6 protein-coding genes and 1 pseudogene are annotated in these 14,046 nt (G+C 67.4%); 5 read left to right on the top strand and 2 right to left on the bottom strand.

The window, feature by feature from the left end:
- Nucleotides 1-148 precede the first annotated feature (148 nt).
- Nucleotides 149-7,066, bottom strand: a complete 6,918-nt coding sequence (locus ACSDR0_RS38540; RefSeq protein ID WP_435293894.1) for a LamG-like jellyroll fold domain-containing protein — start codon at nt 7,064-7,066, stop codon at nt 149-151.
- Nucleotides 7,067-7,080: 14 nt separating this feature from the next.
- Here ACSDR0_RS38540 and ACSDR0_RS38535 point away from each other — a divergent pair, with 14 nt between their 5' ends.
- Nucleotides 7,081-7,668, top strand: coding sequence for a tyrosine-type recombinase/integrase (locus tag ACSDR0_RS38535; protein WP_435293893.1), 588 nt, complete (start codon nt 7,081-7,083; stop codon nt 7,666-7,668).
- The gene (locus ACSDR0_RS38530; protein WP_435293892.1) at nt 7,644-7,901 is read left to right on the top strand and encodes a tyrosine-type recombinase/integrase; all 258 of its coding nucleotides are present in this window, start codon (nt 7,644-7,646) and stop codon (nt 7,899-7,901) included. Before ACSDR0_RS38535 ends, ACSDR0_RS38530 begins: the two co-directional genes overlap by 25 nt.
- Nucleotides 7,902-8,367: 466 nt before the next feature.
- Here ACSDR0_RS38530 and ACSDR0_RS38525 read toward each other — a convergent pair whose 3' ends face one another.
- A complete protein-coding gene (locus ACSDR0_RS38525) occupies nt 8,368-9,264 on the bottom strand; it encodes a hypothetical protein (protein ID WP_435293891.1) in 897 nt (298 codons plus the stop codon).
- 633 nt (nt 9,265-9,897) lie between these two features.
- On the opposite strand from ACSDR0_RS38525, the pseudogene ACSDR0_RS38520 reads away from it, so the two are divergent.
- The 3 genes and pseudogenes from ACSDR0_RS38520 to ACSDR0_RS38510 all read left to right on the top strand — a co-directional run bounded on the left by ACSDR0_RS38520 (nt 9,898) and on the right by ACSDR0_RS38510 (nt 13,813).
- A pseudogene (locus tag ACSDR0_RS38520) lies at nt 9,898-10,562 on the top strand (hypothetical protein).
- 158 nt (nt 10,563-10,720) lie between these two features.
- Nucleotides 10,721-13,018 (top strand): ATP-binding protein, encoded by a 2,298-nt coding sequence (locus ACSDR0_RS38515; protein ID WP_435293890.1) that lies wholly within the window; start codon nt 10,721-10,723, stop codon nt 13,016-13,018.
- Between the two features lie 114 nt (nt 13,019-13,132).
- On the top strand, nt 13,133-13,813 hold the full coding sequence (locus ACSDR0_RS38510) for an alpha/beta fold hydrolase (protein WP_435293889.1): 681 nt from the start codon (nt 13,133-13,135) through the stop codon (nt 13,811-13,813).
- Nucleotides 13,814-14,046 lie beyond the last annotated feature (233 nt).

The following is a 14,046-nucleotide window of genomic DNA, read 5'->3' as shown; positions in this document are numbered from 1 at the left end:
TTTCTGATTTGCAATTGTGCTCTATGTATGAGTGCGACTACCACATGCTCGATGTCGGACTCACGGCTCGCGCCAAGGAACCGCCGAAACACTTGATGACCCCTCTAAGTATAGGTGTGGCGCATTTCGCCACACCTATACTTAATTTCTAGCACCCTGTATGCTTATCGATATAAATTTCTGTATCGTAATCCCAGTCGTCGTCATGAGGATCGGCTGCTCGGTTGAGAAGTTCCTGAGCCCTATGGTTGCCATTTTCTAGATTCTGGCCGTCAGGCCCAACTCGTATATAGTCAACAGGCCCGTTGCGCGGCTCGAAAATTGAGTCTAGCAACTGCCAATCCTGCATCCCTGAAATCATGCTTGCCTTATCCCGACTATCCTTAGAACCATCGACGTCAGGTCGCCCGTATTTGAGCAGATCTCTGATGGTCGCATTGGGATCGGGGCGCGATGGCGGCGCTGGAGCACCCTTCTTTTTGAATGGGTTCCAGCCATCGTTGTGGATAAGGATAGCTTGGTCGCCTGCGAGGACATGGTAGGTGTGCAGGCCGTCGACGGTGAAGTTGTGGACGCGTTGGGGGGCGGTCCACTTCTTGATGGCGGCGAGTTGGACGTAGGTGCCGGCGCTGGTTCGCAGGAGCATGCCGGGCAGGAGCTCGCCTGCCGTGACCCACTTGTGCAGGTCAGGAACCCAGAATGGATGCCTGTCCGTCGCGACCACGGTTCCGGATTCGCCGGTCTTTGCGTCTGCGGTGATGGTGAGACGGACTAGATGCTTCTCGCCGTCGCCGGTGATCAGGTGGCTGACTTGTCTGGCGGCCGTCAGTCCGGTTTGTGTGTCGGCGGCTACCACCCAGTCGCCGACCTCGACGTCTTCGATCGGCTTGGTGGTTCCGTCGGCCATCAGGACCTTGGTGCCGAGTACAAAGCTGTTACCGGGAGAGCAGAAGGCCGGGGGCGCTGGCGGGGTCTCGGGGTAGCTGTCGCTGTTGTTGTCGGGCATGGGGAAGGTTTGCGGGCGGGCGGTGCCGTTGCCGATGTCTTTGTCGGATCCGGGTACGCATCCGAATACCGATGTCGAGTACACGAAGCCGACGTATTTACCGCATCGGTCCTCCCCGCAGTTCCCGGGGTTCCATTCTTCGCACGAGATTCCGCCGCCGCCCCCTATAGTGGGGGAGCCGACGAGCTCGATTCCAACGTGGCCGGCGTGGCTTTTCACGCACGGACCGTAAACGCACTGGCTGGCGGGTTCTTGTTTCTTACCAGGCTTTTTTACTGTTAGGGTTGTTTTTTTCCCTTTAACCTCAACTGTTTGCTTGGGCGGGTTAGACGTTTTCTTGGGAGGATTAGGCGGATTCCTGGGAGGGGTGGGCGGGTTCTTGGGGGTTTTGCACTTGCCGCAGGGTTTGCCGTCATCTTTCTTGGTGTTTTTTTTCTGACCGTTAGGGGTGTTGTAGCCGTATCTCGGATCTGAGGCGCTTCCCTGAGGGGTAGGGGTGGTCTGGGGGCGGGTGCTTCCAGCCGGGCGGGCTGGTGTGGTGATGCGCTTACCGTTCTTCGGTGAGGACGCGGTCTTCGTCCCTGCCTTGGCGGGAGCGGGAGCTGGCTTGGCGGGAGGAGCAGCTTTAGGGGGAGCAGCGGCAGGTCTAGCCGGAGTGAAAAGCCCAGGACGAGTATTGCTTCCGGCAAACACGTTTTTGAGGGATTGAAGACTGACGCCTCCCATGCTGCCCGACACCCCTCCACGGGTTCCGCTGCCATCGGGTGCGCGGTGCAAATGACCCGATGGATCCACGCCTACCAAAGGGCTCGCGTTGACGTAGGTGTAACGGTTTGCTTGAACCGAGGGTTGGGGGTTCAGGGTCCAGTCGTCGCGGGAGGTGAAGGCGCCGGTGCCGGGCTGGTACCAGCGGGCGTGCATGTTGACCTTGCCGGTGTCAGGGTCGGTGTACTCGCCCTGGTAGCCGAGGCTGCGCTGGGTGCCGGAGCGGTGGGTAACCTCGCCGAAGGGGGCGTAAGCGGTTGAGTCGACCAGCGCGGTGCTGGAGAAGGTGCCCACCACGTCGCCGTGCAGGTCGGTCATCGTGGCCAGGGCGGGGCTCGCGCCTTCTTGGAGGCTGAACAGGCCACCGAAGGGGTCACGCCCGTATTTGGCGAGGGTGGTGTTGGCGCCGTCGGCGACGATGTCGTTTTCCAGGCCGGAGTAGACGAAGCGCCGCTGGTCGGTGCCCTTGGTACGCGACGTCATCCGGCCCAGTGCGTCGTAGCCGTAGGTGGCGTCCCCGTCGGAGATGAGGCGGTCGAAGGCGTCGAAGGTGAGGTTGCGGGTGACGCCGGCCTTGGTCTCGGTGGCGGTGGTGCCGCGCGGGGTGTAGGTGTAGTCAGTCCCGGCGCCGGAGACGAGGCGGTTGCGTTCGTCGTAGGTGAAGGTCTTGGCGCCGACGGTGGTGCGGTTGCCGGAGTCGTCCCAGGTGTAGTCGGTGGCTGCGCCGCCGGGGGCGGTCCAGGAGGTCAGGCGTCCGGCGTGGTCGTAGCCGTAGGTGTTGGTACCGGCTCCGGCGGTGCCGGTGGTGGTCTTGGTGGTGAGGTTGTCGTCCTTGTCCCACCCGTAGACGATCTTCGACAGTTCGGTGCCGGAGCTGTTCTTCACCGCCTGGGAGGTGAGCCGGTCCATGGTGTCGTAGCCATAGCTTTGGGTGCCCACCGGGTTGGCGGAGGTTTTGCTGGTGAGCCGGTCGGCGTTGTCGTAGCCATAGGTCCAGGTGCGCCCCGTTACCGGGTCGCTGGCGGTTTTGAGCCGGTCGGCGCCATCCCAGGTGTAGGTGGCCGTGCCGGCCGGATCGACGCGCTGGGTGGGGTTGCCGGCGCTGTCGTAGGCGTAGGTGGCGACCTGGTTGGTGGCTTTGGAGACCTTGGTCAGCAGGCTGCGGTCGTTGTATTCAAGGGCGTAGTCGCCGATCGCGGTCGGACGGTCCACCTGGTCGTAGGCATAGGTGCGGCTGGGGGTGCTCACCGATGCCCCGGTGCCGGTCTCGGTGGCCACCCGGCCCAGATGGTCGAAGGTGCGGTCGATGCGCACCCCGCCCGGCTGCACGATGGCCACAGGGTTGCCCGCAGCGTCATAGACGCTGGTCCAGGTCCGGTCAGTGGCGTTTGGATGGGCGGCGGTGGCCGGTTCGATGACCGACTCGACCAGTCCGAGCGTGTTGTAGCCGGTCCAGGTCGCGTTGCCGCGGCCGTCGGTGGTGCGGGTAGGGGCTCCGGCGGCGTCGTAGCCGAACGTCGAGGTGATGGACTTGGTGGCCGAGACCGGTTCGATCAGCGAGGTCATCTGGCCCAGGGCGTCGAACGTGCGGCGGGTGATGCGTCCCTCGCCGGAGGTGATGGTGGTCGGGTTGCCGTCGAGGTCGTAGCCGAAGCCGAACGTGCGAGTGGCGGCGCCGACGTCGTTGAGGTCCTTGGCGGCGATCTTGCGTCCGGCCACGTCGTATTCGACCGCGGTCGCGTTGCCCAGCGCGTCGGTCACCTTGGACGTCCGGCCAAGGAAGTCGTAGTCGACCAGGGACTTGTGGAGAAGCGGGTCGGTAACGGTCTTGACCTGCCCGGCGGCGTTGAAGGTGTAGTCGGTGCTCTTGTCGCCGGGGGCGAGGCTCTTGGTGAGGTTGCCCGCGTTGTCGTAGGTCAGCTTGGTCGTGAGCGCCGCGGTGCTGGGCTTGCGCTCGATCTGCGTCCAGGTGATCTGGCGGCCCATGTCGTCATAGGTGGCCTCGGTGCGCGCGCCGGTGGGGTCGATCGTCGCGCGCACCTCGCCCAGCATGGTGAACTCCGCCACCCATGTCCCGCCGGGCCCTGAGGGGCCGGGGTCGGTCACCCGGACCGGACGCCCCAGCGCGTCATACTCCCTTGAGGTGACATGACCACGCTGGTCGGTGACCTTGGTCACCTGCCCGCCCGGGTCGTAGTCATAGCTGATCTTCGGGGTCAGCGCGGTCGCGCCCGGCGGGGTATAGGAGGGGGCGGTGGCCGACACCAGGCGGCCAGCCTTGTCGAACGCCGAGACGAGGGTGCGGCCCTCGGGGTCGACGCTGTGCGTCACGAGCCCGGCGTTGTCGTAGCCGTACTTCACCGTCGGCCGTCCGTCGGTGGCCACCCCCGCTTTGTCGATCTTCACCTGCGGTGCCTTCGTCTCCACGAGCTGGCCCAGGAGGTCATATCGCATCGTGGTGGTGAAGTCCGCCGCGGTGGCGCCGGAGGCGTTGCCGCGTGGGGTGGTGGTCGCGGTCAGCAGACCACGGTCGTCGAAGGTGTTCGTCGAGACCAGGTCGTCGTCGCCGTTTTCCACGCTCTGCTGGGTCACCAGCCCCAGGGCGTTGTAGGTGTAGAGGGTGGACTCCACTCGGGCACTGCCTGCTCCGGTGAGGCTCTCCCTGGTGACGTTGTCGGTCGCGTCGTATTCGTAGGCGATTTTGCGCTTGAGGGTCGCTGGATCGAACGTGGTGGAGGTGATGCGGTTCGCGGCGTCGTAGACGTAGTCGGCGGTTTCCGCCCCGCCGCCGCTGACCTGCTTGGTCAGATTGCCGGCCGCGTCGTAGGTGTTGTCCTCCAGAATCACGTCCGCCGCCGTGGTGGAGCCGTTCAGCCGGACGTCATCGGCGACGGTCTGCGACAGACGGTTGTCGGCGAAGTAGGTGTAGGCGGTCTTGCGGCCCATCGCGTCGGCCTGACCGGCCAGGCGCCCGCCAGGGTCGTAGGAGTAGGACTCCAACACCACATCCTGTGGCGCCTGCGGATTGACCGGGCTGCCGGTCCAGTTCTTGATCGTCTTAGAAGCCAGCTCGCCGCGCTTGGTGTAGGCGTAAGTGAAGACGGCGCCCAGCGGATCGGCCGCCGATGCCTTGGCGCCGGTGTTGTTCCAGGTGGAACGGGCCACGCCGCCTTCGGGGCCGGTCATCGTCTCCAGACGGCCCTTGGCGTCATAGGTGTAGGTGGTCGTGCGCGCCGCATCACCGCCGGTCAGGTCGGCGAGGGTCTCGGTGAGCGGGTTGCCATCGACGTCGTAGGTGTAAGTGGTCTTGGCGGTGTGGGTGACGTCGGTAACCTCGTTCTTCACCCCCGGATCAGTCTGCGTCAACAACCGCCCGACGCCGTCGTAGGTGAACGTCGAGGTCACCCCCACCGGATGAGCCTGCGACACTTCCGTTTGGGAGACCTTCCAGCCCAGCGCGTCGTAGGCGAACTGGGTCTTCACCCCGGTCACGCTGGTCTCCTCGGCCAGATCACCGGCGGAGGTGTAGCGGTAGGTCGTCTCGTTGTCCCTGGCGTCCTCCTCCGACTTCACCAACCCCGCGGGAGTGGTGCCACCGCCGACGGCGGCTTCGGTGCCGTCGGTATAGACATACGCCGTCGAGCGGCCGGTGGGGAAGTCCGGAGTGGCCGGAGTGGTCTGCTTGGCCACCTCACCCTGGGGGGTGTACTCGGTGGTGGTGGCGTAGGTGGTGTCGGTGGCGCTGGATGATCGAGCGTCTCGTGACACGGTGAGCTGGTCGTTGCGCGGGTCGAACTCATCAGCGGTGTTGCGGTAGAAGGTTCGGCGGGTGGTCTGGCAGTTTCCGGCCGCCTTGCAGGTTGTGGTGGCGGTGGCGTTGCCGCGGGTGTCGTTGACCTGTTCGGTGACGACGCCGTTGGGGTCGGTGACCTTGGTGAGGAATCCGCCGGTGTCGTACTCGTAATCGGTGATCTTGCTGAGCTGGTCGGTGCGGCTGACCAGGCGGTAGCCGCGCCAGGCGTCGTGGACGTGGCCGAGGGTGTTGTTGTTGGGGTCGGTGACCGTGACCGTTGATGTGCCCGTGTCCGGCGCGTAGACCGGGGCGCCGACCTTCCACAGTCCACCGTTTTGGTCGGTGTGCGTGGCGATCCGGTCGGTGGCGGCGTCGTAGGTGTTGGCCGTCCATGCCCGCCCGGACGGCAACGTGATGGTGGTGAGTTTGTGCGGCACCGCGGTACGAGCCGCGTAGTGGCGGCTGATCTCCTGGGCGGTCAGCGGCTTGTCATAGACGGCGGCCTCATCGATCTGGCCTTGAAACGCTGCACTGGCCGATGGCCAGCGCCAACTGAGTGACCCCATGCCGATCCGAGCCTGCCCCCGCCACTGCGGGCCTCCCTGCCCGACCAGCGACCCGACCAGTTGCCCGTCCAGATAGAGCCGGTCGGTGTTGCCGGCCACGCTCAGCACCGCGTGATGCCATTGGCCGTTGTTCACGACTCCCGTCGAGGTGATCGGGGCCGCGTCATCACCGGAGAACCGCTGGGAGCGGGCGCGTAGCTTGCCGTCCTCGCCGACGTAGAGCGCCGCGTTCGCCAGGCTCATCTCCTCCAAAGCGCCGGAGAACAGCATCCCGTTCGCCGTGGTCTTGAACCACAGCTCCACCGAGAACTTGTCGGCCAGACGAGCGACCGAATTCTCCGGCAGCTCCACGAAACTGAAATCCATACCGATCGAGGTGTTCGGCGTGCCGGCCAACGCCCCTGACTGGCCGTAGTTCACGTTGTCGTAGGTGGCGGGGCCCGCACCCCAGCCCAGATCGGCGGCCCAGGTGCCCGAGGCCTCGCCCAGCCGCCAGTACCCATAAGGGTCGGAGTCCAGCACCGTCGAGCGGTAGGTCGAGCCGGCGCCATACCCATAGGTGGTGCAGTTCGGCGCGGCCACCGGAGCACACGAGCCGACCAGCCGATCGCCCTCATACTGGTAGGTCCACGTCAACGCCTGACCACCCACCGGGTCAGTGGACACCTGCGTGACGTGCGCGCCCGTCCAGGTGAAATGCAACGCCCGCCCACGGCTAACGCCGGAAAAACTCCCCGAATAAGAAGGAGGGGAATCAGGTGAGTGGGCGCGAGTGCCGACAGCAAGATCAATAACGATGGCGACGGCAAAACCAGCAACTGGGTTGACGATCGGGGTGGCTCTGGAGCCGGCAACGTGGTGGTGCTCCCGCCCGGCGTCGAGTCGGGATCGGTGGTGGCCGCCGCGGAGGTGGCGTTGGCCGCGTTCGGTGCGCACTTGCGAAGAACACGGTGACCGCCTACCGGCGCCAAGCCATGGCCTACCACGACTGGCTGCTCGCCCGGGCGGCCGAGCACGCGGATGCGTTCGTTGACCTGGTCGGTGCCGAGGCCGCCGTCACCGCCTGGCGTCGGCACCCGCTCGGCGCGGGGGCGTCGCCGGCGACGGTGAATCAAGCGCCGGCGGCGGTGACGCTGCTGTACGAACACGGCCCCGCCCTGCGCTCGGCGGTCAAGCGCGCCCGGGTCCCCAAGCCTGGAGTCCCGGATGCGTTGTCGCGGGCGCAGGAGAACGCGGTCCGCCGCGCCGCCGACCACCGCGGCCCCCGCGACGCCGCCCTCATCGCCCTGCTGCTCGGCGCTGGCGCCCGCGCCGAAGAAGCCCAGCGCCTACGCGTCAGCGACGTGCCGATCACCGCGCGCAGCGGCACCGCCCGCCTGCACGGCAAAGGAGACGAGGTCCGCGCCGTCCCGTTGCCGGTCCCGGCCCGCGAACGGCTCACCGCCTGGTTGTCGGTGCGCGCCGAGCTGCTGGCCGCCCGGCCCGCGCTGGCGGAGGCGGTCGGCGAAGGACTGTGGGCTGCCAGCGCGGACGGCTGACGGTCGACGGCGTCACCGACGTGGTCTGCGCCGCCGGAAAGGACGCTGGCCTGCCCGGCCTGCGCCCGCACCGGCTACGCCACACCTACGCCACCCGGCTACGCGAAGCAGGAGCCGACCGCGCCCAGATCCAAGCCCTCCTCGGCCACACCTCCATCGAAACCACCGCCCGCTACTTCCGCGCCTCAGCCACCGAAGTCGCCGACCTCATCAACCGCGCCCTCGACTACTGACAACCCACGCCGCAGGCACAAGAAGCACCTTGGGGGAACGTGTATTGCCAGGAGGCGTAGGACCTTCCCCGAGGAGACCATCCCCGCAGGCGCGGGGAGCACGCCATCGGCAACCCCGACGCCCCCAACACCGAGGGGCCATCCCCGCGCGGGGATGGCCCCGTCACCGTCCGGTCCGAGGGTGACACCGAGGAGTGCTCCCCGCGCCCGCGGGGATGTCCCTGGCGTGAGCGGATCCGCGCGGCCCTGGAGTGCTCCCTGCTTCTTCCTTGAACTCCGGTGAGAACTGCCTGCGACGCCTTGTCACGTACCTACCTCTTCCAGACTTCTGTCGGCTTATGTAGACGACTGTCAGGAATCTGCTGGGCAGCTCACAAGTGTGAGACTCGGCGGAGACGAGCACGAGGCGGCAACGCCTCGGCCAGGGCGAGGACCACCCGTTCGTCCGCGTTGCCCTGGCTGTTTCTCATGGAGCGATCGCTTGCTGATCTGTGCCGGAGGCGCCGATCTGACCTGCATTGGTGAGCCCGACGTCGAGCACATTGAGCGCCAGGCGTGGGTCGGTGTAAAGCCGCGGATTGCGCTGCAGGTGCTCCACCTGCTCGGGGGTGAGTTCACGTACGAGCGGAACGCCATCGATCTTCACGATCAGGATATTGGAGAACGCGAGGAGGGCGTTTTCGGTGTTCTGCAGCGTGTCCAGAAGGTTCGCGATCGCTTCTCCCTGGGCTTTGGTGATTTGTGACTGGGGTTCGCCGTACCAGCGTGCCTTGGCGCCGGCCGTGAGCGCGTCACCTGCGTGTTCCAGCCGTTCCGGAGCGGCCTGACGCTTGAACACCGCTATGAAGGCCTGCCAGATTGATCCGTGCAGCGGATGACGAACCTGGGAGATCTGGAGACCAAAGGCCGGAAGGGCATCCTCCAGCGCTTGTCGTACGGATTCGTAGTGGGCCGTGTCGTCCAGATACAGGACGACGGGAGACAGCTGTTGATCGCGAGAACTGCGGTTGATCATCCCGATGACCGTCGCCAGCTCCACCTCCTTGCGCCGGGAACGGGCATACTCCTCGAGTTCGTCCAGTTCCTCGAGTACCGCACGGTCTTCGGGGAAGGTTTGTGCCCCGGCGGTGGGCTGCTCGAAGAGCTCCCGTAGACGTCGCCCTCTCCGCAACAGCATGCCCAGGAGAAACCGCAGTTGCTGCAGCTCAAGCTCATCGGCGTTGACGAGATCGTTCGTGGCCATCGTGTGATGCCGAAGCTCACGCAGCCGCTGAACATCCTGTTGTTTCTCCTCGATCGCATGCGCTTTGCGCTGCTCAGGGGCGGAGACGGATGTGCCTTCGTTCGTGGGATTCTTGGGCATGGCCCTGCTTCCAAAGGAGCGCTTTGTTCGGCACCGGCATTGACCATGATGTTGCCGTATCGCCGGTCGACGTGAAAGGTGCTCTGGATCGGGGAGGCAAGAACAGCGAAACAAAAAGTCCCGTCGCAGCTCATCGACGGCCCCAAACGACTTTCTACCCGTGGGTGGCTTGCGGGAAGGATCCTTTTCCCGGGACTTGGCTCGAAGCAGGCAAACCGGGCATCCTCACTCGGCGTCGGGCTCCTCTGACTGCGCAGTCGCCACCTCCCCGGTATCGGGGCCTGCATCCACCCCCACACGCCGTCGCAGGTCCACCACACCGTTGAGAGTCGTGCGAGTGAGGGTTGCGCCAGCGAGGTCCGCGCCAGTGAGGTTGATCTTCACACCGAATGGGTCTTGACCGACGATGCGTCGGCCTATCACGATAACCGCGGCCTGCAGGTCGGTTCGCGGCTCTGGACGAGTAGGTCCTGAAACTGAGAGCGGGTAAGGCGGGGCGTACCGGCTGATGAGCCCACCCGTGAAACGCGTCGGCAGTGGGGCGGGCGTTGCCCACCCGGGCTGCGCCTGGAGGCAGACGAACCTGCCCTCGAGGCCAGAGTGGAAGTGACGAAGGGTGTCGAGGATCGATGTGTGACCAACGACCTCGACACCCTTTTGACCGCACTCTACGTCAAGGTCGATGACTGGCTCGGTGCTCCCGGCAGCTGTGCCCGTCTGGGCCGCCCGCCCAAACTGGCCGACGCCGAACTGCTCACCGTGGCCGTCGCCCGGGCCCTGCTCGGCATCCGTTCCGAGACCCGCCGGCTGCGCTTCCTGCCCCGCCATCTGCCCGGCGCCTTCCCCTGCCTGCCCGGCCAGTGCGGCTACAACAAGCGTCTCCGCCGCGCACTGCCTCTGCTTCAGCGCGCCATCTGTGCTCTGGCCCGCGACAGCGACCTGTGGGCCGGCCCGATCTGGGTTGTGGACTCCACCCCGGTCGAACGCGGTCGCTCGCGCCCCACCGCCCGGCGCTCGAACCTGGCCGGCTGGGCCGGCTACGGCTACTGCCGCTCTCACTCGCGCTACTTTTGGGGCCTGAGCCTGCACCTGGTCGGCACCCCAGCCGGGCTGCCGATCACCTGGGCCCTGGCCACCTCGAAGTCGACGAGCGCCAGGTGCTGATGGCCCTGCTCGATCATGACCCGCACTTGATCGCTGAGCGCCCCGGGCGGATCCTGGCGTTGACCGCCGCGATCTGGCACAACCGCGCCACCGGCCAGCCCGTCACCCGATCACTGATCGCCTACGACCACTGACCAGACTTCGGACTCACTCGTCCAGTTGACCTCGCCGAGGTTGTCGAAAGAGCCTTGAAGGCCTCTGCATCCTCTCGTGCCGTCCGAGCGGCATCCGTCACGAACGCCTGTTTCCGTAGCCTCGCGGATCTTGGGGGCACCGGCCTTCCCCGTAAGCTTTGGGTGATCTCCAGCAGATCGCGGAGAAGGAGCAGCCGATCACCACTCCAGCCAGCTTCGCGGAGGTGCTGCGTCGCCATCGGCACGCGGCACGCCTGACGTTGGAGCAGCTCGCCGAGGCCTCGGGAGTCAGCGCCCGGACGCTGTCGGACATGGAACGCGGACGTAGCAAGGGTCCCCAGCACCGGACCGTCACCGCGCTGGCCGACGCCCTTGGCCTGGCCGACGCCGACCGCGAACAGCTCGACGAGCTGGCGCGCGAGGGCCGGCTGCGCGACCACTGGACCCGTCCGAGCGGGCTGTGCGAGCTGCCGCGCTCCGTCGACGACTTCACCGGCCGAGCCGCGGAACTGGCCTGGATCAGCGAGCTGGTGCGCGCCGGGGACGCGCCGGGCGCCGCGGGCGTGCGGCTCATCACCGGCTCCGCCGGGCTGGGCAAGACCACGTTGACCATCCGCGTCGCCCATGCCCTGCGGCCGCACTTTCCCGACGGGGTGTTCTTCCTCGACCTGTTCGGTATGTCTTCGCGGCACCTGCCCGTCGACGAGGCCCTGGGCACGCTGCTTCGCGCGCTTGGCGTCGCGGATCAGCGGATCCCGGGTGACGTCGCCGGGCGTGCGTCCTTGTACCGGTCCCTGCTGCGTGTCCGGCGGGTGCTGATCGTGCTCGACAACGCCGCCTCCGAGGAGCAGGTCCGGCCGCTGCTACCGGGTGGGGGTGCGGGCAAGGCCCTGGTGACCAGTCGCCGGCTGCTGGCCGGTCTGGAAGGAGTGCGCAGACTCGGCCTCGGACCCATGCCCGTGCTGGAGGCCACCGAGCTGCTGACCGGAATCCTGAAAGACCGCGGCGCCTCGGACGACGGATCGGCCGTCTGGCAGCTCGCGCAGATGTGCGGTGGTCTGCCCCTCGCGCTCCGGATCGCCGGAAATCGGTTGGTCAGCCGGCCCGGCTGGAACGCCGCCGACCTCGCCGCCCGGCTGACGAACGAGGAGCGTCGCCTGGACCAGCTCAGCGCCGGCGATCTCAAGATCGCCACCGCGTTCGGGTTGTCGTACGAGCAGCTGGCGGACTCGACGCGGCGGGTCTTCCGCCGGCTCGCCCTGGTGCCGGGCCGCACCTTCGACGCCGCTCTCGCCGCCGTGGTGGGGGACACCTCGATCGAGGGGGCGTGGGACGCCCTCGACGAGCTCGTCGACCTCGGTCTGCTGCAGGACAGCATGTTGGGACGCTACCGCTTCCACGACCTGGTCCGGCTGTTCGCCCGCGACCGGCTTCGGCAGGAGGAACCCGCGGCCGCGCGCGACGCGCTCACCGTGACGATGACGTCGTGGTTGCTGCGGATGGCCACCACCGCCGGGCGGTGGTTCGAGCCCGTGTACGGCCGTCCCGACCGGTCCGACCCCGATCTCGCCGCCCTGTCCTCCGCGGAGGAGGCCGACCACTGGCTGCGTGTGAACGTGGACAACTGGCTGGGCGCGTTACGCCACGCGGCGAGCACCGGCCGGTTCGCCGCCGTCCTCGACTGCGCCGAGTCGATGCACTGGTTCTCCGACCGGTGGATGCACGCGCCGCACTGGTACGAGGTCTTCACCCTCGGCGCCGAGGCCGCCGCCGCCCTGGGCGATACGGCCCGGCAGGCCGAGCAGCTGAACTTGCTGGCATGGGTCCATCTGGTGCCGCGAGAGGACCTGGAGACCGCGCTGCGCTACACGGCCCAGGCGATGGACCTGGCCACGCGCAGTGGTGCCACGACGCAGATCGCGTTGGCCCACCATCAGGCGGGGGGCGCGTTTCGACGGCTCGGGCGGCTCGATGAGGCCATCGTGTCGGAAACCCGGGCGGCGGAGATCTTCAAGGCCGACGGCGACATCGATCGGTACTGCCAGTGTCTCGGCGCCCTCGGCACCTGCCTTCGCGATGCCGGGCACCACACCGAGGCACTGGAGCAGTACCTCGACCTGTGGGCCCTGCTGAACGACGACCGGTCGGGGGTGACGCCGAGCGTCGCGGCGTTCACCCGGCCGATCGCGCTTGCCCGCGTCGGCGAATGCCTGGGACTGCTCGGCCACCGGGCTGAGGCGATCATCAAGCTCACCGAGGCGATCGGCCTCATGGAGCAGGCCCGGCTGCCCGTCCCGCAGGCCCGCTCCCTGGAGACACTGGCGGCCTTGCTGGCCGGCGAGGAACGGACCGGCGAGAGCCGCCGTACCTATGCGCGGGCGGCCGAGGTGTACGAGGCCATCGGCGACGCCGAGGCGGGCAGCCGCTGCCGCGACCTGGCGAACGCCGCGCCCTGACGGTTTCCGCGCTACTTCTGCGTGCTGTTCTGCGTGGCCGGGCCGCGTGCGCGCGACTTGGATGGAGTGCACCGGGACAGACGCCGGGCCTGTCCATCCAGCTCAGGAGCGACCATGACCACCATCGGGAACGTCGTGCTCGTGCACGGTGGCTTCGTGGACGGATCCGGCTGGCAGAGCGTCTACGACGAGCTGACCAGGGACGGGCTCCGCGTCCACATCGCGCAGAACCCGACGCTGTCACTGGAGGACGACGCCGCGATGACCCGCCGGATCCTGGACGGCCTCGACGGCCCGGCGGTCCTGGTCGGCCACTCCTACGGCGGGGTCGTCATCAGCGAGGCCGGCACCCACCCCAACGTCGCGTCGCTGGTGTACATCGCCGCGTTCGCCCCCGACAAGGGCGAGTCGGTCAACACCCTCATCGCCGCCACGCCGCCCGGCGTGCCGGTGCCGCCCATCCTCCCTCCCGTGGAGGGCTTCCTCTTCCTCGACCGCGACAGGTTCGCCGCCTCGTTCGCCGCCGACCTGCCCGACCAGGTGGCCGCGTTCATGGCGGACTCCCAGGTGCCGTGGGGCGTGGACGCCCTCGGCGGGCCGGTCACCGAACCGGCCTGGCGGCACAGGCCCAGCTGGTACCTCGTCGCGACCGAGGACCGGATGATCCCGCCGCCGGCCCAGCGCATGATGGCCGAGCGCGCCGGAGCGAAGGTCGTCGAGGTCATCGGCAGCCACGCCGTCCACGTCTCCCAGCCTGCCGCGGTCGCCGACCTCATCCGCGAGGCCGCCGCCTGACGACGTCCGCCCCCGCGGGGCCCGATACCGGTCACATCCGGCCGGACAGTTCCACCAAGCGATAAGGCGCTGCTCGGAAGGCGTCCGAACAGGGGACGAGAGACCCTCTCCCGCGACGACGCGGGAACCGGCCGGGCCGCCGGCGCCGGTCGTCACCGCCGAGACCGCCGCGCCGCGAGACGAGGGCGAGGCCCACGCCGCCGGCCCGCGGCGGGCGTGCCCGTGACCGCGTG

The organism is Streptosporangium sp. G11, assembly GCF_051192615.1.
GTDB lineage: Bacteria > Actinomycetota > Actinomycetes > Streptosporangiales > Streptosporangiaceae > Streptosporangium.
Note: the sequence above shows the minus strand (reverse complement) of the source record. Positions and strands in the feature narration are given on the sequence as shown.